This window comes from Streptococcus cristatus (assembly GCF_008369405.1).
In the GTDB taxonomy this organism is placed as follows: Bacteria; Bacillota; Bacilli; order Lactobacillales; family Streptococcaceae; genus Streptococcus; species Streptococcus cristatus_G.
Genome location: NZ_VSJJ01000002.1, coordinates 79,525 through 104,472 on the forward strand (window position 1 = coordinate 79,525; position 24,948 = coordinate 104,472).

The 24,948-nt window shown below is 39.2% G+C and carries 23 protein-coding genes and 1 pseudogene; 21 read left to right on the plus strand and 3 right to left on the minus strand.

What is annotated here, in order from left to right:
* Nucleotides 1-165 precede the first annotated feature (165 nt).
* The 6 genes and pseudogenes from FXF62_RS03325 (at nucleotide 166) to FXF62_RS03345 (ending at nucleotide 4,432) form a co-directional block, all read left to right on the plus strand.
* Nucleotides 166-687, plus strand: a complete 522-nt coding sequence (locus FXF62_RS03325; protein WP_149517630.1) for an AAA family ATPase — start codon at nucleotides 166-168, stop codon at nucleotides 685-687.
* A gap of 107 nt (nucleotides 688-794) precedes the next feature.
* Nucleotides 795-920, plus strand: a pseudogene (locus tag FXF62_RS10785) (hypothetical protein); the annotation flags it as partial.
* Between the two features lie 423 nt (nucleotides 921-1,343).
* Nucleotides 1,344-1,586 carry an XRE family transcriptional regulator gene (locus FXF62_RS03330; RefSeq protein WP_262881574.1) on the plus strand — a complete coding sequence of 81 codons (243 nt, stop codon included), beginning with the start codon at nucleotides 1,344-1,346 and terminating at the stop codon, nucleotides 1,584-1,586.
* A gap of 136 nt (nucleotides 1,587-1,722) precedes the next feature.
* Complete coding sequence (locus FXF62_RS03335) at nucleotides 1,723-2,379, plus strand: hypothetical protein (RefSeq protein WP_149517631.1); 657 nt, start codon at nucleotides 1,723-1,725, stop codon at nucleotides 2,377-2,379.
* Nucleotides 2,357-3,232 carry a serine/threonine-protein kinase gene (locus FXF62_RS03340; RefSeq protein ID WP_020999255.1) on the plus strand — a complete coding sequence of 292 codons (876 nt, stop codon included), beginning with the start codon at nucleotides 2,357-2,359 and terminating at the stop codon, nucleotides 3,230-3,232. Before FXF62_RS03335 ends, FXF62_RS03340 begins: the two co-directional genes overlap by 23 nt.
* Nucleotides 3,233-4,432, plus strand: a complete 1,200-nt coding sequence (locus tag FXF62_RS03345) for a hypothetical protein (RefSeq protein ID WP_149517632.1) — start codon at nucleotides 3,233-3,235, stop codon at nucleotides 4,430-4,432.
* Nucleotides 4,433-4,825: 393 nt separating this feature from the next.
* Here FXF62_RS03345 and rpmG read toward each other — a convergent pair whose 3' ends face one another.
* On the minus strand, nucleotides 4,826-4,975 hold the full coding sequence (gene rpmG / locus FXF62_RS03350) for a 50S ribosomal protein L33 (protein WP_001265622.1): 150 nt from the start codon (nucleotides 4,973-4,975) through the stop codon (nucleotides 4,826-4,828).
* Nucleotides 4,976-4,990: 15 nt separating this feature from the next.
* The gene (gene rpmF, locus FXF62_RS03355) at nucleotides 4,991-5,173 is read right to left on the minus strand and encodes a 50S ribosomal protein L32 (RefSeq protein ID WP_000290416.1); all 183 of its coding nucleotides are present in this window, start codon (nucleotides 5,171-5,173) and stop codon (nucleotides 4,991-4,993) included.
* Nucleotides 5,174-5,425: 252 nt separating this feature from the next.
* On the opposite strand from rpmF, the gene ilvD reads away from it, so the two are divergent.
* Complete coding sequence (ilvD, locus tag FXF62_RS03360) at nucleotides 5,426-7,147, plus strand: dihydroxy-acid dehydratase (protein WP_376739438.1); 1,722 nt, start codon at nucleotides 5,426-5,428, stop codon at nucleotides 7,145-7,147.
* A gap of 83 nt (nucleotides 7,148-7,230) precedes the next feature.
* On the opposite strand, the gene FXF62_RS03365 is transcribed toward ilvD, so the two are convergent.
* Nucleotides 7,231-7,572, minus strand: a complete 342-nt coding sequence (locus tag FXF62_RS03365) for a metal-sulfur cluster assembly factor (RefSeq protein ID WP_005591447.1) — start codon at nucleotides 7,570-7,572, stop codon at nucleotides 7,231-7,233.
* A 184-nt stretch (nucleotides 7,573-7,756) separates the two neighbouring features.
* Here FXF62_RS03365 and hisS point away from each other — a divergent pair, with 184 nt between their 5' ends.
* The 14 genes from hisS to FXF62_RS03435 all read left to right on the plus strand — a co-directional run bounded on the left by hisS (nucleotide 7,757) and on the right by FXF62_RS03435 (nucleotide 24,701).
* Nucleotides 7,757-9,037, plus strand: coding sequence for a histidine--tRNA ligase (gene hisS, locus FXF62_RS03370; protein WP_149517633.1), 1,281 nt, complete (start codon nucleotides 7,757-7,759; stop codon nucleotides 9,035-9,037).
* Nucleotides 9,038-9,239: 202 nt separating this feature from the next.
* Complete coding sequence (locus FXF62_RS03375; RefSeq protein ID WP_045500081.1) at nucleotides 9,240-9,527, plus strand: WXG100 family type VII secretion target; 288 nt, start codon at nucleotides 9,240-9,242, stop codon at nucleotides 9,525-9,527.
* Nucleotides 9,528-9,604: 77 nt separating this feature from the next.
* Nucleotides 9,605-12,583, plus strand: a complete 2,979-nt coding sequence (gene esaA, locus FXF62_RS03380) for a type VII secretion protein EsaA (protein ID WP_149517634.1) — start codon at nucleotides 9,605-9,607, stop codon at nucleotides 12,581-12,583.
* Between the two features lie 11 nt (nucleotides 12,584-12,594).
* Complete coding sequence (gene essA, locus FXF62_RS03385) at nucleotides 12,595-13,059, plus strand: type VII secretion protein EssA (RefSeq protein ID WP_149517635.1); 465 nt, start codon at nucleotides 12,595-12,597, stop codon at nucleotides 13,057-13,059.
* A 94-nt stretch (nucleotides 13,060-13,153) separates the two neighbouring features.
* Entirely contained in the window at nucleotides 13,154-13,402 is a 249-nt protein-coding gene (locus FXF62_RS03390) for an EsaB/YukD family protein (protein WP_045500090.1), read from the plus strand.
* Nucleotides 13,395-14,651, plus strand: a complete 1,257-nt coding sequence (essB, locus tag FXF62_RS03395) for a type VII secretion protein EssB (RefSeq protein WP_149517636.1) — start codon at nucleotides 13,395-13,397, stop codon at nucleotides 14,649-14,651. Before FXF62_RS03390 ends, essB begins: the two co-directional genes overlap by 8 nt.
* Nucleotides 14,652-14,674: 23 nt before the next feature.
* Complete coding sequence (gene essC / locus FXF62_RS03400; protein ID WP_149517637.1) at nucleotides 14,675-19,093, plus strand: type VII secretion protein EssC; 4,419 nt, start codon at nucleotides 14,675-14,677, stop codon at nucleotides 19,091-19,093.
* Between the two features lie 20 nt (nucleotides 19,094-19,113).
* Nucleotides 19,114-19,788, plus strand: coding sequence for a hypothetical protein (locus FXF62_RS03405; RefSeq protein ID WP_149517638.1), 675 nt, complete (start codon nucleotides 19,114-19,116; stop codon nucleotides 19,786-19,788).
* Nucleotides 19,781-20,170 (plus strand): hypothetical protein, encoded by a 390-nt coding sequence (locus FXF62_RS03410; protein ID WP_149517639.1) that lies wholly within the window; start codon nucleotides 19,781-19,783, stop codon nucleotides 20,168-20,170. Before FXF62_RS03405 ends, FXF62_RS03410 begins: the two co-directional genes overlap by 8 nt.
* A 12-nt stretch (nucleotides 20,171-20,182) precedes the next feature.
* Nucleotides 20,183-20,515 (plus strand): hypothetical protein, encoded by a 333-nt coding sequence (locus FXF62_RS03415; RefSeq protein WP_149517640.1) that lies wholly within the window; start codon nucleotides 20,183-20,185, stop codon nucleotides 20,513-20,515.
* Nucleotides 20,512-21,174: a hypothetical protein gene (locus FXF62_RS03420; RefSeq protein WP_149517641.1), complete on the plus strand. Its 663-nt coding sequence runs from the start codon at nucleotides 20,512-20,514 to the stop codon at nucleotides 21,172-21,174. The genes FXF62_RS03415 and FXF62_RS03420 overlap by 4 nt, the downstream gene beginning before the upstream one ends.
* A gap of 1 nt (nucleotide 21,175) precedes the next feature.
* Nucleotides 21,176-21,610 (plus strand): hypothetical protein, encoded by a 435-nt coding sequence (locus FXF62_RS03425; protein ID WP_149517642.1) that lies wholly within the window; start codon nucleotides 21,176-21,178, stop codon nucleotides 21,608-21,610.
* The gene (locus FXF62_RS03430) at nucleotides 21,607-24,129 is read left to right on the plus strand and encodes a hypothetical protein (RefSeq protein ID WP_149517643.1); all 2,523 of its coding nucleotides are present in this window, start codon (nucleotides 21,607-21,609) and stop codon (nucleotides 24,127-24,129) included. Before FXF62_RS03425 ends, FXF62_RS03430 begins: the two co-directional genes overlap by 4 nt.
* Nucleotides 24,126-24,701 carry a DUF6572 domain-containing protein gene (locus tag FXF62_RS03435; RefSeq protein ID WP_149517644.1) on the plus strand — a complete coding sequence of 192 codons (576 nt, stop codon included), beginning with the start codon at nucleotides 24,126-24,128 and terminating at the stop codon, nucleotides 24,699-24,701. Before FXF62_RS03430 ends, FXF62_RS03435 begins: the two co-directional genes overlap by 4 nt.
* Nucleotides 24,702-24,948: the final 247 nt, after the last annotated feature.

Genomic DNA, 24,948 nt, shown 5'->3' on the forward strand with positions numbered 1-24,948 from the left:
TCCAAAAGAAAGGGTTTTCTTGCTTCTTTCTGAGAACTTTTTTCCGAATTTTATCCATTTTCACACTCTGTTTGAAGGATTTGAAGTCGATAGAAATAATATCTTAGAAATGCTATAATATGAGCAGTTATTCTCAGAATCGTTAGAATTGATAGAGGTATTAGGTTGGAAAATTGTGTTTATATTGTTTCTGGACCTCCAGGCGTTGGAAAAAGCACGGTCAGCAAAGAGTTAGCTTACTCTTTTGACAAAAGTGCGGTGATCGAAGGCGACATGATCTACTTAATGATTAAAAGCGGCCTAGTAGCACCTTGGGAGGATGATGGTTATTACATGGACTTGTTTTGGGATAATATCATCAGTCTGACCAATAATTTCATGGCCCGAGGCATTACAGTCATCATAGAATACGTCATATTTGAGGAACAACTTAAGAAAATTGCGGAGTTCTTAAAGGCAAAACAGATAAACTTAAAATACTGTGTCTTGCTAGCAGAAGAAGAAACACTTAGAGACCGAGATTCTTCTAGAAAAGAAATTGAAAGAACAGGCGATTTATCTATCCAGTCAAGAAATGACTTCTTAGCTAAAAATATTACTCAAAATCATTTGCTGTATACAGATGATTTGGACGTCAAAGAAACAGCACATATCATAAAAACTTCGGATAGATTTTTGGTTGATTAAAATTGAGTTTGATAGCTGGAAATTAGAAAGTAAAGAGATTAAGACAGGTTGACAAGTTGGCAAGTAGATTGATTGTATGACAAATTTGAATTTATTAAGGTGTGCATATGAAAGCAAAAAGACCTGATTTTGGAGATATAAAATCATTTGAAGAATTTAATAGATACTATTGGTATCGAGAAGAACTTTCACAAATTTGTAAGTCTCTTGGATTAGAGTATAGATGCACGAAGTAAGAGTGATAGATTTGGCTGAAATTATCTCTAAATGATTATAATCAGTTAAAATTCAATTCTTCTGCTAAAATCAAAAGAAAAAGCCTTTGAAATCAACATTTCAAAGGTTTTAAACATCATTTGTGATTTCTATAAATTAGTATTCCAATAGACAAAAGTATAGTAATCAAAGCACTTATTGATAAAATTTTAATATTATCAGTAAAAATATCTACAACTTCAAGAACAGAGACAGAACCGACAAGGAACAATACTTTATTCGGCTTTTGGATTGTATATTGTGCTTATTATTGGAGGAAATGGATAGTAAAATAGATAAAAGAGGTAAAACATGAAACATGACCAATTACAACAATATATTTCACTCAGAATAAGGGAGTGTAGAAAAGAAAAAAGCTTAGTCAAGAAAAATTATCGGAGATGGCTGGGTTAGGTATTAAAGCAATACAAAATATTGAGATTCAAAAATATGATTTTAAAATTCAAACTCTAGAGAAAGTTATTAGAGCATTAGATATTTCAGTAGAAGACTTCTTTGATTTTCAATTTTCAGAGAATGCTGTATCATTAGAGACTTTGAGCAAAAATATTTCAAGTTTGTCAAACGAGAAGCGGCAAAAGTTAATCTCTTCGTTTAATGAGATTACTAAAAATATGAATTAAGGAGGAATTTGAAGCAGATTCCTCTTTTTATATTGTTTAAATGACATTTTTATAAAATTTTACGTGATTGGCAATGAAAAGGTTTAATGAAATACTGAAAAGATGTTATAATGTTTAAGTTAGGAGTTGAGAATAAATGTTTTTAACTGAATTTGAGTTAGTGGATTCGTTTATAAAATTTTCAAAGAAAAACAAAAGATTCTATATTAGAGAATTGCCAACAAATTTTGGAAGACCAGATATTATTGAGCTATCAATAAACACATCGTTATTAGAAAAAAGACTTCTTAATTCTAATGTCCCTCATATACAAAGGGTAGATACATATATACTTTCTTATTTAAAAGGCAAGTCTTATGTGAAGAAGGAAACAGTTTTACGAAACTTAAATCTAGATTTACCCGTTTTAAACTCTTCTTTAAGTCGGCTAATGAACAGAGATATGATAGATATCGATGGAAATCTCATAAGATTGAAGAGCATTACCGACCTTCTCTTTATTTCTTCTTTATCAGTTTATGAAGCTAAATTGACAAATTGGAAATATGTTATTGAGCAAGCTGAGCGTCATCTTTGGTTTTCAAATCAGTCTTTTATTTTGTTGCCGGAATTATCAGAAGATATACAGCAGAAAGCTAAGGAGTTAGCACATAGAAGAGGGGTTGGAGTAGCTGTTACGAATAATCATAAGATTATTTTTAAAATAAAAAATAGGAAAAATAAACTAATAAACACACCACTTCTTTGGGAAATAAATGAAGGGATAATAGATGGAAAATTTAAGATTGAATAACGATGATTTTTTTAGACTTGTATTAGATAAATTGTTTCTTACATATCCGTATTTAGAGATAAATCCCAATCCTATTGGTCATGGTGGTATGAAAACTGTTTATCAAGCTTTCGATAAGAATTTAAAGAGAAATTTAGTTATTAAAGTAATTAAGTTTACGAGCGATGATGGTGAGAAGAGAACTAAAAGAGAGATTGATATTTTAAAGTTATTATCATCAAGATATTTTCCAGTAATTTTGGATACTCAGATAATAAAGATTGGACAGCAAGAAATCTTTATAATTCTTGAAAGTTTTGTCACAGGAAAAACATTGAGAGAGTTTAATAAAAGCGGTCTAGCATTTGAAGAAGCTGTTATAATTGGGAAGGAATTGCTAGAAGCATTAGCTTTAGTTCACCAAAAAAAATTAGTGCATAGAGATGTGAAGCCCGAAAATATAATGATTACAGAAAATGGAGAGTTAGTGTTGTTAGATTTTGGAATCGCAAGAGATTTAACTGATGATTCAATAACTTCTGACTTAGCCATTTTTGGACCGATGACAATTGGTTATGCAGCCCCAGAGCAAGTTGCAAATAAAAAAAAGTTAATTTCGGAGAGAACAGATTTGTTCTCATGGGCTGTTGTATTATATGAACTATTAACTAGTGCAAATCCTATAGTGCAAGGAGAAATATCAAAGGAGAGAATTTTACAAAAAACATTAAAATTTTCTCCAGATTCAGTTGACTTTAATAATATTCCAGAAGATTTAAAATATGTTATAAAAAAGAATTTATCTCCAGCAGTACATAAACGTTCGGGTTCGGCACTTGAAATATTAGATTTTTTAAAAAGGAAAGGTTATTAAATGAGAATGATTTTACAGCAGGGCTATGGAATGATGGCTCTGAATAAAGAATTTTCCAGCAAATACAATAATATTGAAGTTATATTATCTCCGCGAGCTCTGCAATCAGGACAAAGACCTCAAAGATTGAAAGAGCATGCTAATGAAATAAAGAAGAACGGCGGGAAGATTTTATTTGATCCCCAATTTTACCAACCGAGAACAAATTTAGATAAAATTTTGAATTTTCCCTACTTTGAACAATTAGATTATAAAACAACTTCATTTATGGGTGAAGAAGCAAAGCAATTTTCAAAAAATGTTATCAATTTTCAAAAAAATACATTGGGTGTAGATGAATATATTATTCCAGGAACATTTTCTAACAGTTTTAGTGAAGATTGGATACAACAACAAGAAGACCTTATGTACGGTGGTTTATCGAGCGGTATTGATGGCATTTTTTATCAGACTATTTCAATTGGAAGTGACTTTGTGCTAGACGAGAGGTTTAGCGATTTTATTGGATTTTTAGTATTATCTAAAGTCAATGGATACTATTTAACTTTAAGGAAACCGAATGAAGAACCTTTCGTATCAAATTCAGTTTATTTATACAATCTTTTGGATGCGATACTTAGTTTAAAGTTATCTGGGAAAAAGATTATTATAGGTTATGCTAATCCGCAAGATTTGATGTTTGCATCTGTTGGACTTGATGGTATTGCAACCGGGAACTATCAAAATGTTAGAAATTTTAACCCGGATATGTTTTTTATGGATGAAGAAGAGTCTATAAAGCGAAGAAGTACTTGGTATTATGATAATAATACGTTCAGTGAGTTTAAACCTGAGCAGCTAGCATTAGCACAGAATAGGGATAAGTTACATCTATTCCAACCTTCAAATGATTATACTGCTGAATATCTAGGAGCAAATCCTATAACTTCATATTTATGGAATGAGAGTATGAATTTTAAGAATTATCTTTATAGTATGTACTTGAACTGTAATGATATTTCTTCTAGTGCAAAAAAATTTAGCTTTGTTGAAAGCATGTTTTTGGAAAAAGAAAAAAATTTAAAAACTCTTTTTGAAAATGGTATTCGAGAAGGAAATAGAACTTTTAGAGCTGATGCATTTGAAGCTACTTTATCTGCATTTTCTGCAATCAAAAATGATAGAGAAGAAGATATAGAAGAATTAGAGTTATTGGTCTAAGAGAATTACTAATGACAGTTGAAATATTTGTCAAGCTATAATTTGGAAAGTTTCTAACTAGATTCAATATCAATTGAAAAATTAGAATCATCAGATATTGGGGCACATGATAATCCCAAAGATTTTGTCTATACAAAAATAAAAAAACATAAGATTTGATATAATTATAATAAATGAATTATTCCAGATTTTAGAGTTTTTGTTATAATAAAGGAACACCTCATACGAAGTGTTCCTTTATTATCTGCATGTTCTACTTAAATTTTATTATCTAAAAAGTGTAGAGAAAAATGTAGAGACTCCACTGATTTATACCACAATCTATTGAAATTCAAAATTTCAAAAATCGCTTTAAATCAATGTTTTTCGTCTTAACTGACGTGTAATGAATGTCTACTTAACCTCGGTGAACACAACGTGTTTGCGAAGTTTTGGTGAGTATTTCTTCAATTGAAGACGGTCTGGAGTGTTACGTTTGTTTTTAGAAGTAAGGTACAAGCGTTCACCAGATTCTTTGTGTTCAAGTGTAATATTTACGCGCATGGTATCTCCCTTCTATTATTCAGCTGCTGCAGCTTTAGCGATTTTACGTCCTTTGTAGTATCCTTTAAGTGATACGCGGTGAGAACGTGAGTAATCTCCAGTAGTTTCGTCAAAGTTTACAGATGGAGCTGTTACTTTGTAGTGTGTACGACGTTTGTTTTTCTTCGCTTTTGAAGTGCGACGTGCAGGTACTGCCATTGTTTGTTTCTCCTTTTAGAATGTAATTCGATGCAATCTCATGATTTTCATCAACTTTAACAGTATAACAAAACTTTTTTGTAAAGTAAAGTTACTTGACAGAATTTTTTGATTTTCTTTTTGACAATAACAAAGCTTTTTTGCAGATGCACCTATTTTCAGCTTTATTATTCCAATATTCTGAAAATTTAAATATTTTCTTCTATCCAATAGAGCCTAAGTGTGGTATAATAAAGCACAAAGATGACTGCAATGAAAGGGAAAGATATGACAGATAAGCTAGATACACGCCACAGAAGTAAGATTTATGACAGTATGGTCAAATCTCCTAACCGTGCCATGCTTCGTGCGACAGGAATGACAGACAAGGACTTTGAGACTCCGATTGTCGGAGTGATTTCGACTTGGGCTGAAAATACGCCTTGTAATATTCACCTGCATGATTTTGGGAAATTAGCCAAAGAAGGAGTAAAAGAACAAGGTGCTTGGCCTGTTCAGTTTGGTACGATTACCGTAGCAGACGGGATTGCCATGGGGACACCGGGCATGCGCTTCTCTCTGACTTCACGCGACATCATCGCAGACTCTATCGAAGCTGCCATGGGCGGACATAATGTGGATGCCTTCGTCGCTATCGGGGGCTGTGATAAGAATATGCCTGGCTCCATGATTGCCATCGCTAACATGGATATTCCAGCTATTTTTGCCTACGGAGGAACCATTGCACCGGGAAATCTTGACGGGAAAGACATTGACTTGGTTTCTGTCTTTGAAGGAATCGGGAAGTGGAACCATGGCGATTTGACTGCTGAGGAAGTGCGCCGTATCGAATGTAATGCCTGCCCTGGCCCTGGTGGCTGTGGTGGTATGTACACGGCTAATACTATGGCGACAGCTATTGAAGTTCTAGGTATGAGCTTGCCTGGTTCTTCTTCTCACCCAGCAGAATCCCAAGATAAAAGAGACGATATCGTGGAAGCTGGCCGAGCAGTTGTTCGGATGCTGGAAATGGGGCTTAAGCCGTCTGACATTCTGACTCGCGAAGCCTTTGAGGATGCCATCACTGTGACCATGGCTCTGGGCGGCTCGACCAATGCCACTCTTCACTTATTAGCTATTGCCCATGCGGCAAATGTGGAGCTGACCTTGGATGATTTCAATGTCATTCAAGAGCGCGTGCCGCATTTGGCGGATTTGAAACCATCTGGCCAGTATGTCTTCCAAGACCTATACAATGTCGGTGGTGTGCCTGCCGTTATGAAATATCTCTTGGCTAATGGCTTCTTGCACGGTGATCGCATCACTTGTACAGGTAAGACAGTCGCTGAAAACTTGGCTGACTTTGCAGATCTGACACCAGGTCAAAAGGTCATTATGCCGCTTGAAAATCCAAAACGTGCGGATGGTCCATTGATTATCCTGCATGGTAATCTAGCTCCAGACGGCGCTGTTGCCAAAGTTTCTGGAGTGAAGGTACGCCGCCACGTGGGACCGGCTAAGGTCTTTGACTCAGAAGAAGCTGCTATTGATGCAGTGCTGGCTGATGAAGTAGTCGATGGCGATGTAGTCGTGGTTCGTTATGTTGGTCCAAAGGGTGGCCCTGGTATGCCAGAAATGCTGTCACTTTCTTCTATCATCGTAGGGAAAGGTCAAGGAGACAAGGTAGCCCTTCTGACCGATGGTCGCTTCTCAGGCGGTACTTACGGTCTCGTTGTCGGACACATTGCTCCAGAAGCTCAGGATGGCGGTCCGATTGCCTATCTTCGTACAGGGGATATGGTCACAGTTGACCAAGATACCAAGGAAATTTCCATGGCAGTTTCTGAAGAAGAACTTGAAAAACGCAAGGCAGAAACAACCATTCCACCGCTTTATAGCCGTGGGGTACTTGGTAAATATGCCCACATGGTATCTTCTGCAGCAAAAGGTGCTGTTACCGACTTCTGGAAACCAGAAGAAACAGGTAAGAAATAGTTTGTATAGTTACCAAAAGAACCCGCTAGTTTTTCTAGCGGGTTTACTATTTGCATTTTAGATGTGGATGAGTGTTCATCTTTTTATCTAGGACTAATCCCCAAGGCAATGCGGCCGAAACGGCTGATACGGGTGATTTTCCAAGCGGGAGACCAAGTGACTTCAACAGAGACAGTTTCGATGCCCTCGATTTGCTTCAGGGACTCGACGATTTCAATGGGAACGGTCTCGGTACAGTCGCAGGCTGTGTCTGTGAAGGTCATGACAATCTTGCAGTGGCCAGTCTCGTCAAGATTGATTTCATAGATGAGCCCGAGATTGTAGACATCAAGCTCGACCTCTGGATCGTAAATCGTTTCGAGTTTTTTAATTAATTCTTCTTGGATAGCTGCTGCTCGGTCATTGATTTTGATATCGTCTCTCATCTTCAGTCCTTCTTTCTCTATAGAATGGTGGTCTTATTTTCTCATAATTCTGACAATTTTTCAAGAAATTCTGGCGAATGAAAACGGATTTAGTCTCTCGGGGGGAATTTTTCTGCTCTAACTCCTCAAAACATCTGATTTATGGTAAAATAATAGATATCATATAGTTGCAGAGGATTAGAAAATGAAATTACAAAAACCTAAAGGAACTCAGGATATCCTCCCTCAGGAATCTGCTAAATGGCAGTATCTGGAGGAGTTTGCTCGTAAGACGTTTAAAAAATACAACTATGCGGAAATTCGAACACCGATTTTTGAGCACTATGAGGTTATCAGTCGCTCGGTTGGAGATACGACAGACATCGTGACCAAGGAAATGTATGATTTCTACGATAAGGGAGACCGTCATATTACGCTACGGCCAGAAGGAACTGCACCGGTCGTTCGTTCTTATGTCGAAAACAAACTCTTTGCACCAGAAGTTCAAAAGCCAGTCAAGCTTTATTATATGGGCTCTATGTTCCGCTATGAGCGACCTCAGGCTGGTCGCTTGCGCGAATTTCACCAAATCGGGGTGGAGTGCTTCGGCTCTGAAAATCCAGCGACAGATGCAGAAACGATTGCTATGGCTGCTCAGTTCTTCAAGGAAATTGGAATTGGGCAGGTGACGCTGCAGCTGAATAGTTTGGGCAATGCAGCGAGTCGAGCTGCCTACCGTCAGGCCTTGATTGATTATTTGACTCCGCTGAAAGACAGCCTTTCTAAGGATAGCCGGCGTCGTTTGGATGAAAATCCGCTGCGGGTGCTGGATTCGAAGGAAAAAGAAGATAAGGCAGCCGTTGAGCAGGCTCCTTCGATTTTGGACTTTCTGGACGAGGAGAGTCAGGAGCATTTTGCGGCTGTCCGCTCAATGCTAGAGTCTTTGGACGTTCCTTATGTCATTAACACCAATATGGTGCGCGGTCTGGACTACTACAATCACACGATTTTTGAGTTTACGACTGATGTGGCAGGCAGCGAACTAACTATCTGTGCGGGTGGCCGTTATGATGGCTTGGTTGACTACTTTGGTGGACCAGAAACCCCTGCCTTTGGTTTTGGTATGGGAATGGAGCGTCTCCTCTTGATTTTAGAAAAACAGGGAGTAGCTCTGCCACTTGAGACAGGTTTGGATGCCTATATTGCCGTTCTAGGTGAAGCTGCCAATCGCAGTGCTTTGGAATTAGTGCAAGCTCTCCGTAATCAAGGATTTGCGGCTGAGCGGGATTATCTGAACCGCAAGCTTAAGGCTCAGTTCAAGTCAGCAGATGCTTTTGGAGCCAAGACCATCATTACTTTAGGTGAAAGTGAGATCGAAAGCAACCAAGTCACTGTGAAGAATAATGAAACTCGTCAAGAAGTGGTGGTTGGACTGGATCAAGTTCAAGAAAACTATCAGGCTGTTCTCGAAAAATTGGGTTGTTAATAGACTTTTAGATTTAAATAACCAATTTATTAAAGCTGAAAAACTAGGCTGAATCCAGTAAATCAAATTACAATTAGGCTTTAAATTATCTGTAGATTATTAGTATTTAGATAAAAATGTATTTATTTTTATCTAAATACTTGAAATTATAGATATTAATTGTTACAATTATATTATCATTATTTATTTTAAGGAGAAAAATATGGCACAAATTAAATTAACTCCAGAAGACCTTCGTCAGTCTGCAACTAAATATACTAGCGGTTCTGAAAATGTGACCCAAGTTCTTAATGACTTGACTCGTGAGCAAGCAGTTATTGCTGAAAACTGGGACGGTTCTGCTTTTGATAGTTTCGAAGCACAATTCAATGAATTGTCTCCAAAAATCAAAGAATTTGCACAATTACTTCAAGATATCAATGCTCAGTTGGTTAAAGTTGCTGACATCATTGAGCAAACTGACCAAGATATTGCAGCACAGATCCATTAATTTTTTATAAGTGGCTTTAGGAAGGCGAGAGCCTTCCTGTTTTTATATCATAACAACATAGAGATTAAATAAGGTAAATGCGAAACAATAAAATTTTAAAATATATAGGTAATACTTTAATAGTGGCTTTCTTACTTGCTACGATGATTATTCTAAATATAGCTGTACAAAAAAATACGAGCAGTAGTAATGAAACGAAGCTAAAGGCAAGCCAGCAGACGAAGCTTAATGTGGCGATTGTCAATGAAGACCAATCCGTTAATGTAGACAAGAAAGAATATAATCTTGGCGCTAGCTATGTTAAGAATATTGAACGAGACAATTCACAAAATTGGTTTGTTGTGACACGCGGAGCAGCGGATTCTGGTCTGGAAAAAGGGAAGTATCAGTTGGTTCTGACCATTCCGAGTGACTTTTCTGAAAAGATTCTAGATATCAACAATATCAATGTGGATAAAACAACAGTGACCTACAAGGTCAATGCATCAGGAAATTTGCAGGTTGAAAATGATGCGAATAAGCTAGCAAAGGATATCATTGCTGACCTGAACAGTCAATTGGTTGATATGTATATGGCGAGTATCTTGAGTAATCTTTATACGGCTCAACAGAATGTGCGAGCTAGTTCTCAGGTTCAAATTACCAATATCGGGAATTATAAAACGAATTTGCTAGATACTGCTATTAGTTCTAAAAATATTTTTCCAACACTATATAGTTTATCCACATCTTCTGTTGATGCGAATAACACGTTAAAAACGACCTTAGAAAGTTATTCTCAAGTATTTGATACTTTCGGTCACTCTCAGACAACTTATGGTAATAACTTTAATAGTTTATTGAAGCAAAGAGGTGAGGATCAGATTAGCTATGCTGATTTCATGAATCAGCTGATGGGGATGAGCCGTGATACTTTAAGTGCTGAGACGAAGAAGCTTTATGACGATTTACAAACAGGGCAGGAAGCTCTTGATAAAAAGATTGGTTCGTTGGGGCAAACTGATGTGAAAGATGCTAGGACCTATGCGGGATTAACAGAGAATATTACACAACAGGTTGATGATTTAGAGAAAAATCTTGAAGCTGAGCGTACAAAGTTTAAAGAACATGAAAATAGGATTAATGAATTTATTTCTAAAAAGCTGTCAGACTACTATAGTGTAAAGGAAGGTGATGTAATTACTCTAAGTCAAGTACTTGATAAGGGTAATATTACTGCATTGACCGATGTAGAAAATACACTAAAAGCAGAACTAAGTTCAGCTATTGCAGCTTTACCGTCTGAAGACTTTAGTGGAAAAAGCTTCACTGCTTTTGACCTTTCTATAAATATACCGACTCTTAATCCTGATGTAAAAAACTTTGGGACTCCTAGTGATAGCACTACTAGCGCTGAACTCAATGCTTTAGCTGCTAAAGCTATCACGGCTAGCAATCCTCTTCCTGCACCAGCTGGTACGAAGGTAAAAGTAGCTTGGAAGGCGAAAACGGGTGTAACAGTGGACTCAGTTTCTTATAACGGTGCTACTATCACAGAAAACCAAGAGGTCCTACTAGCTGAGAATGCACAGTTTGAAATTCACTATAGTGTGACGAATGATGTTGCATCTACAACGACAGCAGGGGCTATAGAGATTTTTCTAGATGGGGTACCTGCTGCTAGTGCACCTATTGATGTTCAAGCTCTTCAGCAGGCAGCGGCTAGTTATGGAGATAAAGCGCAAAGAATCGCCTCCTCTTATCAGCATGTCAATTCTTTACTTCAAGTTTATTCTTCCATAGAGCAATTGAAAACAGGGAGAATGAATGAAGTGCTAACATCTCTTCTATTGGAAGCTATCCAATCTAATTTAGATGAGTATAAAGGAAGCCTTTCTAAGACGGAAAACACTTCAGATAACAAAAGTGTGCAACAAAGACTTGATGATACATTGGGGCAGTTGAAAAAAACAGGTCCTGAGTTAAAGCAGAATTTAGAAGAAATTGCTAAGAATAATGAACAGCTAGCGAGCGGTATTACTAAACAGATGGCGCATTATGAGAGTTTGAAGGAGCGCTTGGCCAATATAGCTACTGCTCAGACTAGCAGTACGGCAGCTTTAGCTAAAACGGACTCCGATTTGTCTGCGCTTAATTCTGAATTTAGCTCGTTGTTAACAGAAACATCGGGTGTGAAGGCGTCATCTCAAAGTAATATTCAGGCCGCTGAATCTGCAAATCAAATCTTTACTAACTTTAATCGTGAGCTAGCCAATGCTCAAGGTAGTACAGAAAAGTTGTCTACTGATGCGGAGACTCTAATGGCGCAGTTTAATGAAGAGTTAGCTACTAATGGAAACTTTGTTGAATCCTTTGTCAAAGTTCTTAATAATGCCTATGAAAATGGGGTTCCAAATGAAGTTCTACTCAAATTCTTATCTAATCCAGTGGCACAAAATTCATCTTCTGTTAAGGCAACAATCAATGTTTATCGTCCATTTACCTGGATTTTATTATTAGAGATTGTCAGCTTATTTACAGCTTATCTTTTTGCGACACAAAATATTATCCGCAAGGTCAAAGATAAGTTTAAACTAGATAGACTACATGATACAGATGTTATGAATGTCGGCATCTTATCTTTCTTGGCTTTGACTATTGGCTTGATTGTTGGGGTTGTATCTAGCGTCCAGCTTCAAGTTGGTAGAGAATATTTACCGTCATGGGTCCTATTAATAGTCTCAGCTTCCTTCATTCTGGTTCAAGGACAATATTTGTTGCTTAAGCATTCTCGTGTTATTGGTATGGGCCTTGCCTTCTTTATGATGATTAGCTTTGTTTATCTTTCGAATGCTATCGGTACAACAGCTAGCTTGACAGGCTTCCCTTCCTTTATCAAGAGTCTCAATGTCTTGTCAGTTTTAGAAGGCCTTCTTTCAGGATACTTTGACGGTCAGCCAGCGAACTTCTTTGTCTTCTTTGCGATGTTGATTGTTATAACTTTGTTACTTATGACAAATATCTTTGTTAAAGTGAAAAGTTTGCAATATCAAACGCTTCAAACTGAGAAAGTATAGAAAATAAGGATATGAAAAAAATAGTTCTCTTATTTCTTTCCTTGGGGATAACTGCAGCAGTCTCAATGGTTGCTGCAGATGACCTGAAGGACAATAGCCTACAAATTGATAATTCCAGACTTGAGAGAGAAGAGGAATTGAGTTTTGGTGTGCAGTCTGAACAAATCAAGGATCTTTTTAATGAATCGACTCGACAGAAACTGCAGGAAATCCAACACTATCAAGACAAACAGTTGATCACCGAAAGGGGCCAGCTGTTTTCTGCTATACAGGGGCCAATGAAAAAATCACCTGAAGAGCAGCTGTTTCAACTTGATTCTCAAAAATTATCTAAATTACAAACAAACATAGGCGATGAAGACGCTAGTGATTTGAGTGACGTTCTTCCTGGGATTCTTTACTCTGTGCTCGTTATATTGCTTATTGGAGCAACAGGTATTATGAGCTATCGAGTAGCGAAGGCGGAGATGGATTAGCTGCATTTTGGGAAGACGGCTTTGTGTGATTAGCTGAATCGACTCAGTAAGTAATAATCATAGAATGACATATCAAACAGGAGAGACGTGAGAAATGGAACAACATATCAATATTACTCTGCGCTTAAGAAATAGGGATGTAGATATCAGAATTCCCCAGCGGATTGAAGTACGCAGGCTGATTCGAGAAATTGATAATATTTTCAATCCAGATATAAAGCGAAAAAAGTACCAGCTACGGATTGTCAATAAAGGTTTACTAATTGATGAGGGTAAGTATTTGTCGGATTATCCTATGACGACAGGAGATTTAGTAGAGATAGAGGAGATACTAGGTGACTGAAGAAAGATTTGTATTTGGCGAACAGCCATTTATCTATGAAAAAAATGAAACAAGCTGGCAGCTGAGACTGAAGAGATCTGATGTAGCCAGTCAGGATTTGCGGGAGCTCCTGCTTTTGGATTTGCATCATCCCCTCTTTTTGGAGCAGACCATGGAGGCAGATGAGGATAGTGTGACGTTTACATATGAATTAGAGCCTCACGGACTTAGCTATGGAGAACTCAAGACTCGTACGATTTCAGAGCGGCTTCGTTTAGCGCTGAATGTTTTTTCTCTAGAGTCAGCCTTAGATCTACCAGTGACTTTTCTGCTCCATCCAGATAATCTCTTTATCACTAAGAATGCTCAAGCTAAAATCGCTTATAGAGGTGTACCAGGGATCATGACTCCCCAGTCTTTATCAGCAGAGGACTTTTTACGTCAGGCTAAATGTTTTACAGTGACACTTTTTAGCGACTCAGACTTTATGGATCTCTACAATGGATCGCTAGAATTAGAAACTCTACCAGACTTTCTTAACGAGCTACGCCAGACAACGACCATATCAGATGCGATAGCTGTCTTAGAAAAATATTATTTGGAGAAAGCGGCTCAGGAAAAGGCAAATTTAGTTTTGGTGCCAAGCAGGCGCCACCGAGTTTTTAAATTAGCGACGATCTGGTTGACAGCAGGTATCATTCTGCTCTTCATTCCTTTAGTCTATCTGATTTTCCTACAAAATCCTTTTAAAGAAAAACTTTTGCAGGCAGATACTGCTTTCATCAAGGTTGACTATAGTGGGGTAATCACAGAGTTAGAAGGAATAGCACCCTCTAGCCTGCCAAATACTCAAAAGTATGAATTAGCTTACTCTTATATCCAAGGGTTGGAGTTTTCTTCCGATCAAAAGAAGGTTATTCTTAATAATGTGACCCTTAAGTCAGATGAGCTTTATCTGATTTATTGGATTCAAATTGGTCGCAATAAGTTTGAGGATGCTCTAGATACTGCGAAACGTATTAATGATAGCGACTTGATTCTTTATGCTTTGACCCAAGAAATCAAGCAAGTTCGTGAGGATGATAAGTTGTCAGGTAAAGACCGTGAAGCTAAACTGGATTCCTTGGAAAATGAGTACAAGAAATATTGGGATAGTCGAAGTGAGCTTTTAGCAAGTGAGTCTAGCTCTAGTGCATCCAGTCAGCAAGATGAAGCCTCTGATAGCAAGTCTTCAACTGAGACGAAATCTAGTGCGTCCTCGAGCAACTAAAATAGGCCAAGGAGTAAGAAAACATGACAAAACAAGTAATTTTCTATACAAAAGGCCTACGCTATGAAGTAGGAGTGGAGGGAGATAAAACATTCCTGCTCGGTGCAACGGAGAAGGCTCAAGTCTATCTCCAGCAACAAGACAGACCTATACAGCTGAAGTCAGATGGTGAGGAGGTCTTCTACCAATATGGTGAGGAAGTTGGACTATTGAAGGACGGCTTGGCACTAGGGGATATAGTCTTTTATCTGCGGGATGCCGAGCCACGAGTCTATGATCTTTTAGATCAGCAGGAGCTCCATGTCGGATCTCAAAAAGGCGCTCTTATCAAACTGGACGAAGATATTGAGCTTCTTTTGAAAAAGTCTCAAGGTAGCTGGACTCTGACACGACTCAAGGGAGACTTTTATCGAAACAACCACTTAGAAAAAAAGGATCAGCAGCTCCTCAACTTTGGTGATGAAATTAGTATTGGGTCTGTGACTATCAAGATATATCCAGATGAAGTATGGCTTTATGGCTTTGCTCAGGCCGGTAGTCAGTTAGCTTTGAGAGATCCATCTCGTTACGGCTTTTATGAAGATTATCCCGACTATCATCGTTCTCCTCGGATTATCTATCGGAGCTCAGAGGAAAAAATCCAGATTGCTCCGCCAAGTAAAGAGCCTAATAAGCCTAGTGATGAGCTCTTAAGACTGATTGTGCCTCCCCTTCTCATGGTTGGGGTGACGGTGCTGATTACACTAGTCCAGCCACGGGGGATTTATATTCTGGCTACGGTTGTTATGTCTATTGCCAGTGTTATCTTTTCTGTTCGTGGCTTCTTTAAAAATCGTAAGAAATATAAGGCTGAAAAGAAGGAACGGATCGATCTTTATCATCTCTATCTGAAAGATAAGGCTATGGAATTGGCTCGTTTGGAGCGGGAACAAAAAGAAGGAATGCATTATCACTTTCCGACTGTTCTGGAGTTGACCGATCTAGTTGAGAGCTACAATCACCGGATTTATGAAAAGACATCACTCCATTTTGACTTTCTTTACTACCGTTTAGGGCTAGGCAAACTCCCAACTAGCTACCAGCTAACCTATGGGCAAGAGGAGCGCAGTGGGAAGAAAGATGCGCTAGAGGAAGAGGGATACGCTCTCTACAGTCGTCATAAAAAGATTCCAGATATGCCTATTCCTGCTAATCTTAGCCATGGGCCGGTGGGCTATGTTGGCCCGAGAAATCTTGTTTTAGAACAGCTCCAGCTTTTGGTCATGCAGTTAGCGACTTTCCACTCTTATCACGATGTGCAGTTTATTACCATCTTGCCTGAAGAGGAAAGGGACCAGTGGTCTTGGATGCGCTGGCTTCCTCATGCTAAGCTTCAAGAGCTAAATGTCCGTGGTTTTGTCTACAACCAACGGACACGGGACCAAGTTTTAAACAGTTTGAATCAAATCTTAAAACTGCGCCGTAGCCAAAAAGAGGAAGCCTCTCATAAGGAGAGCACGGTTTTCCATCCCCATTACGTGGTTTTAGTGACAGATGAAAAGCTGATCTTGGATCATGTGATTATGGAGTTCTTTACCGAAGATCCGACGGAATTAGGCTGTTCTCTCGTATTTGTAGAGGATGTGATGAGTTCCTTGTCTGAGAATATCCAGACAGTGATCAATATCAAGGACCGCAATACGGGACAACTGGTTATGGAAGAAGGGGTTTTGAAAGAAACCGACTTCCACTTGGATCATTTTCCAGCAGATTATGACAAGGAGCAGATTGCTCGTACCTTGGCACCGCTCAATCACCTCCAAAACCTCAAGAGCTCAATCCCAGATTCTGTGACATTTATGGAAATGTATGGGGCAGAGACTTTTGAGGACTTGCAGGTATCGAGTCGTTGGAAAAAGAATGCCCCTTATAAGAGCTTGGCTGTTCCAATCGGTCTACGTGGCAAGGATGACCTGGTTCAACTCAACCTCCATGAAAAGGCCCATGGGCCACATGGTTTGATCGCAGGTACGACGGGTTCAGGGAAGTCCGAAACGATCCAATCCTATATCCTGTCCCTTGCCGTCAACTTTCACCCTCATGATGTAGCTTTCTTGCTTATCGACTACAAGGGTGGGGGAATGGCCAATCTCTTTAAAAACCTACCCCACCTCTTGGGAACTATTACCAACTTGGATGGAGCCCAATCCATGCGGGCCCTGGCTTCGATCAATGCGGAGATCCATCGCCGGGAACGGCTCTTTGGAGAGTTTGAAGTTAATCACATCAATCAATACCAGAAGAAATTTAGGAATGGGGAAGCGACCGAGCCCTTACCTCACCTCTTTCTCATCTCGGATGAGTTTGCGGAGCTCAAGGTCAACCAGCCTGACTTTATCAAGGAGCTGGTATCTATCGCTCGTGTCGGGCGTTCCCTTGGGGTCCACTTGATCCTAGCTACTCAGAAGCCGTCTGGGGTGGTGGATGATCAGATCTGGTCCAACTCCCGCTTTAAGTTGGCGCTTAAGGTAGCCGATCGAGGCGATTCTATGGAGATGCTTCATACTCCAGATGCGGCAGAGATCACCCAGACAGGACGAGCTTATCTGCAAGTCGGTAATAATGAAGTCTATGAACTCTTCCAGTCAGCCTGGTCGGGGGCAGACTACCAGCCGGACAAGGATGATATGGGCATTGAGGACCATACCATCTACCTGATCAATGACTTGGGCCAATATGAAATCTTGAATGAAGACCTATCAGGCTTAGAAGAGGTAGATGAGATCAAGGAAGTTCCGACAGAACTGGACGCGATTGTGCAGAACATCAAACTTCTGTGTGAAGAGCAGAATATTCCTCCAGTACCACAGCCTTGGCTGCCACCGTTGAAAGATAGAATCACGCTAGAGGACTTGGAAGTCGTGCAGCCAGCAGAGGCTTGGAAGCAGAAGAAACCTGTCTCTGTACTACTGGGGATGGCGGACATCCCACAGGCCCAGAAGCAAGAAGCTGTGTCTATCGATCTATCCAAGGATGGTCACATCCTCCTTTACGGAAGTCCGGGTACAGGAAAGACGACCTTCCTTCAAACCGCAGCCATGGACTTGGCGAGAAAGTTCAGTCCCAAGGACCTTACCATGTACTTGATGGACTTTGGGACCAATGGTCTAGCGCCCTTGTCTAAGCTACCACAGGTGGCTGACACCATGCTTTTAGATCAAACAGAGAAGATTGCTAAGTTTGTTCGTATCATGGAGCGTGAACTTAATCGTCGTAAGAAACTTCTATCAGACTATGGTGTAGGAACCTTGGAGCTCTACCGTCAGGCTAGCGGTCAAGAAGAGCCGGCTATCGTCATCCTCTTAGACAGCTATGAGTCTATCAAGGAAGAGGCTTATGAGGCGGAGCTCTTCAAACTCTTGGTGCGCACCTCTCGTGAAGGTCTCAGCATCGGAGTGCATCTCTTGATGACAGCGGGTCGTCAGTCTAACCTTCGTGCTCAACTCTACTCTAACTTCAAGCACCAGCTGAGTCTGCCACAGAATGATGTGAGCGAAGTTCGCTCTATTGTGGGATCTACGCCATTAGCTATGACCATGGAAGACATCAAGGGCCGTGCGCTCATGAAGCGTGACGAGGTGGATGTCATCCAGCTGGCTCTGCCAGTAGCAGGTGCCAATGACGCGCAAGTCCTCAACAACCTGCGTCAGGAAGTGGCTTCCCTCCAAGAAGCTTGGACAGGACAACGCCCAAGTGCCATCCCGATGGTGCCAGAGGAGTTGACGATGGAAGAATTTCTCAATCTGCCTACAACTCAAGAAGCGATTCAGAATCGTGAGTTGCCGATTGGTTTGGAGTTTGAGGAAGTTCAAACTATGAGCTTGCCATTTGATAGGTTTAAGCACTTACTTGTATTATCGGATAAGGATACAGCTATGAGCGCTGTGACAAATCATATAATCAAATTACTTACTCATCTATTTGATAGAGAAAATATTACAATCTTTGATCCTATTGATGAATATCATTCAGTTTCAGATAGGGTTGAGCATTACATAGGAAGTGGTATGTCTTACCGTTCTACACTTGATTCTTTGAAAGAACAGGTTCTTATTGCTAGAAAACAGCGTAGAATGTTAGAACATTTTGTTGTAATAACAGATGTTGGGCAATTTGTGGCGGAAAGTAATATTGAACCAAATGAACTTGCACTGTTGATGGAAGAAGGACAGAGAGTAGGTCTTCATTTAATCTTCGCTACTCACAAATCGTATCTATCGGGTTATACAGACATACCTAAATACATGAAAACTCAATTAGATACGGCTATTATAGCCATGAAGATGGGGGAACAGTCAATCTTTAATCGTTCTGCTACTGGACGTGAAGAAGCATTGCTGGATGATCAAGTTTACCTCCACTATCAAAATGTACAAACAAAATTGAAAATTACAAAACAATAGGAAAAAGAGGTAATAAGTAGATGACCCAAGAAGAATACCTGCGGATAAAAAAAGAATATAAAATTCGCTTAGGATTAGTGATATTTCTCTTTACTATATTTGCAATACTAAGCATAGTACTCATTTTTAACCTTTCTAGATTTATCCCACTTGCAGCAACAGCTATGGGAACAGTTGTGCCTTTTAATCACTTTCTGCTAGTTCCGCTATGGGAACAAAAAAAAGAGATAGAAAAAGAGCATCCTGAATGGAGAGAGCTTAGCACCAGTGGTGTTAAAATTTCCTCATCAGAATCCAGTAAAAGAACTTTAGCAGCTATTGGAACAGTTCTGGCCTTATTCTTCTCTTTTGCGATGCTCTACAGACCAGTTAAAGTGAATAAGCCAATACCTAGTGTTGAAGAAATCAATAAGATACCAAAATTGGACCGCAAAACACCTAAAACACCAAGCGCTTCTAGTTCTGAAAGAGCTAACTCCTCAGATTCCGGAGCATCGTCTTCTACTAAAGAGAGCACCAAGGCAGAAAGTTCAGGAACGGAATCTTCAAAAGAAGAGACACATAACTATGATTTCCATATTCCCGGAGTTGATGATGAGGAATTGCGTAGAATCATTGATAAATCCAAAAAAGATTTTAGTGAGAATCATGCTAAGGAACAGTCTACGGAAGATACGGAGGATAAAAATGAGTGATGCGAGTTTAAGAGCGCAAATTGATAGTGATAAAGCCCAAAAAGAAAAGTACAAGAGAGTACGAAATTCTATCCAATCACATGGTTTGGATTCAGATGTTGACCTTAGTCGTTTTGAAGGCTATGTTGAACTTTGCGATAAAACTATTACGAAAATCGATAGTAATGAGGGGTATCATTATCTTTCAAACTTAAAGTCAAAACTGGAATCTGATAAAAAGACGCTCAAAGAATACATTGATTTTGTTAAGGATGCTAACTCGTCATTTAAAGATTTATATGTAACTCTTGGGGAAAAAATATCAGATTTAGATAATGCCATAGCTAGTAATAGAGCAGCATATAATAAAGGGAAACCATGGTGGGAACAACTTTGGTGGTAAAAGGAGGTGTCTATGGATACAAATATTAATACTATTGATAGTAGTTATACAAGTGATGTAGTAACATATGATGATAGTCAGATTGACACAGTTATCAATGAATTGAATGAAATCGTGAATCTTCTTTCTAGTATAGATACTGAGATATCTGGTTTGGACTCAAATGATACGGAATGGAAGGGAGAAAGCAAGAATCAATACTTAGACCTAAAGCTATTTCTAAAATCTTATCATTCGGACTATGGAAAGAGTATAGAAGAACTTAGGAAAGTGGTATCAGGTTTAAAAACATTACTCGGTTCTATCTCCACTTCAAATGTCATAAAGGAGATTGATAACGCATGATATTTACATTAGAAGCCTTATACACACTACATATATTTAATAATTACTCAGATGATTTGGCATTCCTCCCACTTCCAACTGCTATTGAAGGGAATGAAAATAGAAAAGACAACCTTTTGTGGGTAATTGAGAAAGGTTTTGAAGATTTAAAGGAGATGGGGCTTATCGTTGATAATCGACCTACAGAGGAATGTGTTCAATATGGAGCGTATTTGAAGGAGTATCACGAAGCTAACTATCATTGTCAGATTGATCATCTCCTATCCTATGCGCCTGGAGTGGATGAGTTCAAACGAATGGCTGTTATTATCATGGAAGTCGGTGACAATCAATTTCAACTAGACCGAGCAGGTAGTGCTGTTTTCCTAGCCTTTTTGATGGAGATGCACCCTGTCTTACAAGAAATTGATGATACTATCAAAGATTATATTCATTCGCAATGGGAAGAGGAAGCATTGATGCGCTTGATAGTCCGTCATGGGAATGAAGAGGCCCTTCGTATCCGAATCAATGAGTTTTCCAAAGACACACAAGACATTATCTATCTCACAAGTGATCATCATTTATATGAATATGATGTATCGAAGCAAATGCGCCGTTCGATTGATAGTGAACAGCTAAAAACACAACTGATAAAAAAATTGAAAGTGAGGATGTGATATGGGGGTAGATTTCAAACTCGTTTTAAATGATCAAGAACAACTCATTTACCACTGTCTTAACATAGTCACACTTACGAATCAGGTTTCGACCAAGATTCAACATGTCATTTCAACACTTCCCGACCTATCATCTGAGGGTGCCTATCATGATTTGATTAGTAACAGTAGTAGCAATATGGGCTTGAAGCTATTTTATCTAAAAGCGCAGGAGTTTGAGACACTCAGTGAAGTGCTCTATAGACATGCGCAAAATACTTATAATCAAATGGTAAATACAGATAAGGTTTTAGCTACATCGATTGCCAACCTTTTGTTAGAAGAACCAACCACAAGTGCCGAATATAAGGAGGCTATCAAAAAGGATCCTAAAGGCTCAGTTGAACAAATCATGCGAAAACGCCAAGCAGATGCGAAAGAAAGTGGGGCCCAATGACGAATTATTATAGTAATAAACCCGATTTTACTGGTGATCCAGCCTATCCTCTGCTTTCGTCCAGCAGTTATTTCAAGTCAATGAGTTCTATCATGGATGATATCGAAGCAGCGGGTAAGGTTGTAACAGACGAGGGAGTTGAAGATCTCTATGTTCAAAAAGGAGAGGCCTCATTAGGGACGACAAAGGATAGTTCGACCTTTGACAAATCCCTGAAGCGGATTTACAACATGATAATGAGTGGGAAGAAGATTCATTCAGACATCATGCAGAATATAGATAGCAAGTTCACCAAGGGGATGGATGCGGCCTTCGTGACATTAAATGATGTTAATGGAGCCAATAAACCCTATAAGAGCAAGTATACGAAAAAAACAATTCCGACGAAAGTCTTGGCCGGCTATAGGAGTGATAATACTGCGGTCTATATTGATAGCACAGAACAGCAGTCCTATAGTCTAGCAGAAATCCTAGATGGGAAGGCTAGTCCCATTCAAGCGGCTAAGGATGTCTATGATGATCGTATAAAAGCTGTTAAGGAGATGATGGCTAAGAAGGACCAGCTATCAGATGAGCAAATAAAGGCCTTAGAGGGCAAGAGCGCAGAGGAAATCGTGGCTGTTCGCTATCCTGGACAACTGCCAGACTATCAGAGACTCAAATCCAGTCGCTATTACGAAGAAAATAAGGAAAGTCTTCAGTATGTGGATATCGGCCTCAAGGCTCTAGCGGTTTTAAGTATGATAGGGGGAACTGTCTTAGCACCCGCGACAAGTGGCGCCTCGCTGTATGCCACCTACTCTGGTGGCGCTTATCTAGCAGCTGATAATGCTTATTCGGCCTTTAATGGTCACACCATGATTACCGGAAATCAGTTATCGACCGAGGAGCGAGTATGGGCTGGTATTGATGCGGTGGTTACTCTTGTGAGTATGGGTTCGGCAGGTTATCTGACCAAACTAGCTCAGAGTGAAAAGAACGGCTCTACGATATTGAAAGGTCTAGCAACGGCGGGGAAACATGCGGATGATGTAAACGATGTTTCCAAGGTAGTCTACTCCTTTGCGACAGATCAAGATCCGAACGCGGCGCTTCAGAATTTGGTGCTGGGCCAAGTGATGGGTATTGGGATGAACTCGGCAGGGAATTATATTGGTAAAAAGTTTGGTGTACCAGCCGTAGATGTGCCAAGCACCAAAACATCTCATCTGGATGTCCCGCTTCAAGGCAAGCAAATACCCAAGCTGGATCTAGCTAATGTACGTTTGAGTAGTAGGGCAGACCTGCATCTAAAAGCCAGCCCAGCTGATACGAACCTAGCTAAACTGAAAACCCATCCAACAGTTAGTGCGGATTTGCCGAAGATGAAGCAAATTAGGGCTGATTATAATGATTATGTCGCTCAAAAGACGAGCGTGGGAGAAAAACCGCTCTCTATGTCAGATTGGAAACTGAAAAATAACGTATCTGAACAAAATTTTACTAACTATAAAGAGTTTTCAACTACAAAGATTGATGACTTCAAGACAAATTTCAAAGATGTTGAAACGAAAATAACCGTTGAGACTCGTAATGCAGCAGGTGAAATTCAACGTATCCAATTAAAAGCTGTCGGTGTAGATGAAACTGGAAAAATTCATATTCAAGATTACACGACTGCGAAAGACGGTTTATCTATTAAACGCCAAGGAATCCTTGAGAATTTATCGAAATATGGCGGTACTGTCGTAGGTAAAGGGAAAGGTCGTTTTACGGGTGGTACTAAAATTGAACCAGGAACTCGGATTGATGTGATTTCCAAACAAACAGACAGTTTTACAATTGATAAAGTATCAAGCTTTGACAAGGTGACGCAGTATACCAGTGAATTATACAAAGCTGACTTAAGTTTAGAAGAAAAGGTTCAAAAACTTCAAAAGTATTTTTCTGAGCTTGATGATAAAGTAGATATCAATGTCCCTTCTGATGCTCAATATGTTAAGTCAATTGAAGATGGTTGGATTTCATATGATTGGCCAGAAAGATTAGGATTTAAAAAAGGAACTGTACGTCCTATAACGAGAACTTCTGGTTTACCAAAGCGATGGGACAGATTTGGGCATATGGGAGGAGGTAACTTCTCGGATATTCCTAGCGAAGGGCCATATACGTACAGTCAACGTTCAATTCCATATGTTGAAAATCTTAAAGCTTACCATAACGGTGAATTTAAAACCGATAGTTATTTTGACAAAATTGATGCTATCAGTGAAGGTGATATCAAGACTTTTAATAGGATTTTGAGAGAAGAAGGAATTGAAGCGGTATCACAAGATCAATTTTTAGAACTGTCGGATAAGTATCGAAAGTATATATCAAATACATCTACTTCTTTAGATATGCCTATTGACGATGTTAAATATGGAGTTCATGGGAAAGCAGCAGAATGGGGTGATATGTCAGGTGGTGCTGAACAGATTGTAACACCTTTTGGAGGGATTGATATGATGAATGTGGGTATGATGGAGGAATTTAAATGACGAAACAAGAACTAGTAAATTTCATTAATAAACATAGAGATAAGATAGGGATATTTCATATTGCGCTTGATGAACGATTTGAAGGCCAATTTACCTTGGGATACTATTACGATGAGAAATCTAGCCAATATAAAGTATATGAGGTAAATGAGCGCCAAGATATCTGGATAAGAGACGAATATAAAAATGAAAGTGATGCAATAAATCGACTTTATCGTTTGATAAAAACAAAATTTTGGATAAAAGAACCTCTCATTCAGTTAGATGTTTCAGAGATTGATGCAATCGGAACGAGTGATACAGACTTGGAACTTTTATTAATAGATGGCAATCTTTGGCTTCCAGATACCGAAGAAGAGCATCTCTTGAAACTTCAAGAAAAACTCAACAACTACATCTACTTCCTCGAAAGCAAGCAGTATGTGGAGCGATATGGTGATAAGTTTGATAAAAAAGTCATCCATATTACATTCCAGTATTCTCCATCTGATAATGGACTAGCCTTTCTCGCTGCGGTTCAGAAGGTATTACAGCCTACAGATATGAGCCTAAAGGTAGAATTACCAGAGTGATAAAGAGAGCGGAAACGCTCTCTTTTTGTGGTATAATGGAATAAAGACACCACAGAACAGCAGTCCTATAGTCTAGCAGAAATCCTAGATGGGAAGGCTAGTCCCATTCAAGCGGCTAAGGATGTCTATGATGATCGTATAAAAGCTGTTAAGGAGATGATGGCTAAGAAGGACCAGTTATCAGATGAGCAGAAACGTACTGACGAAAATGGTCTTATTTAAGTTACGTAACTGGAGTTGGTGCAGG

Coding starts and splice junctions, on each gene's coding strand:
- FXF62_RS03330 (WP_262881574.1), top strand. CDS start 1,344: ATGGCTGGGTTAGGTATTAAAGCAATACAAAATATTGAGATTCAAAAA.
- FXF62_RS03335 (WP_149517631.1), top strand. CDS start 1,723: ATGTTTTTAACTGAATTTGAGTTAGTGGATTCGTTTATAAAATTTTCA.
- FXF62_RS03340 (WP_020999255.1), top strand. CDS start 2,357: ATGGAAAATTTAAGATTGAATAACGATGATTTTTTTAGACTTGTATTA.
- FXF62_RS03345 (WP_149517632.1), top strand. CDS start 3,233: ATGAGAATGATTTTACAGCAGGGCTATGGAATGATGGCTCTGAATAAA.
- rpmG (WP_001265622.1), bottom strand. CDS start 4,975: ATGCGCGTAAATATTACACTTGAACACAAAGAATCTGGTGAACGCTTG.
- rpmF (WP_000290416.1), bottom strand. CDS start 5,173: ATGGCAGTACCTGCACGTCGCACTTCAAAAGCGAAGAAAAACAAACGT.
- ilvD (WP_376739438.1), top strand. CDS start 5,426: ATGAAAGGGAAAGATATGACAGATAAGCTAGATACACGCCACAGAAGT.
- FXF62_RS03365 (WP_005591447.1), bottom strand. CDS start 7,572: ATGAGAGACGATATCAAAATCAATGACCGAGCAGCAGCTATCCAAGAA.
- hisS (WP_149517633.1), top strand. CDS start 7,757: ATGAAATTACAAAAACCTAAAGGAACTCAGGATATCCTCCCTCAGGAA.
- FXF62_RS03375 (WP_045500081.1), top strand. CDS start 9,240: ATGGCACAAATTAAATTAACTCCAGAAGACCTTCGTCAGTCTGCAACT.
- esaA (WP_149517634.1), top strand. CDS start 9,605: ATGCGAAACAATAAAATTTTAAAATATATAGGTAATACTTTAATAGTG.
- essA (WP_149517635.1), top strand. CDS start 12,595: ATGAAAAAAATAGTTCTCTTATTTCTTTCCTTGGGGATAACTGCAGCA.
- FXF62_RS03390 (WP_045500090.1), top strand. CDS start 13,154: ATGGAACAACATATCAATATTACTCTGCGCTTAAGAAATAGGGATGTA.
- essC (WP_149517637.1), top strand. CDS start 14,675: ATGACAAAACAAGTAATTTTCTATACAAAAGGCCTACGCTATGAAGTA.
- FXF62_RS03405 (WP_149517638.1), top strand. CDS start 19,114: ATGACCCAAGAAGAATACCTGCGGATAAAAAAAGAATATAAAATTCGC.
- FXF62_RS03410 (WP_149517639.1), top strand. CDS start 19,781: ATGAGTGATGCGAGTTTAAGAGCGCAAATTGATAGTGATAAAGCCCAA.
- FXF62_RS03415 (WP_149517640.1), top strand. CDS start 20,183: ATGGATACAAATATTAATACTATTGATAGTAGTTATACAAGTGATGTA.
- FXF62_RS03420 (WP_149517641.1), top strand. CDS start 20,512: ATGATATTTACATTAGAAGCCTTATACACACTACATATATTTAATAAT.
- FXF62_RS03425 (WP_149517642.1), top strand. CDS start 21,176: ATGGGGGTAGATTTCAAACTCGTTTTAAATGATCAAGAACAACTCATT.
- FXF62_RS03430 (WP_149517643.1), top strand. CDS start 21,607: ATGACGAATTATTATAGTAATAAACCCGATTTTACTGGTGATCCAGCC.
- FXF62_RS03435 (WP_149517644.1), top strand. CDS start 24,126: ATGACGAAACAAGAACTAGTAAATTTCATTAATAAACATAGAGATAAG.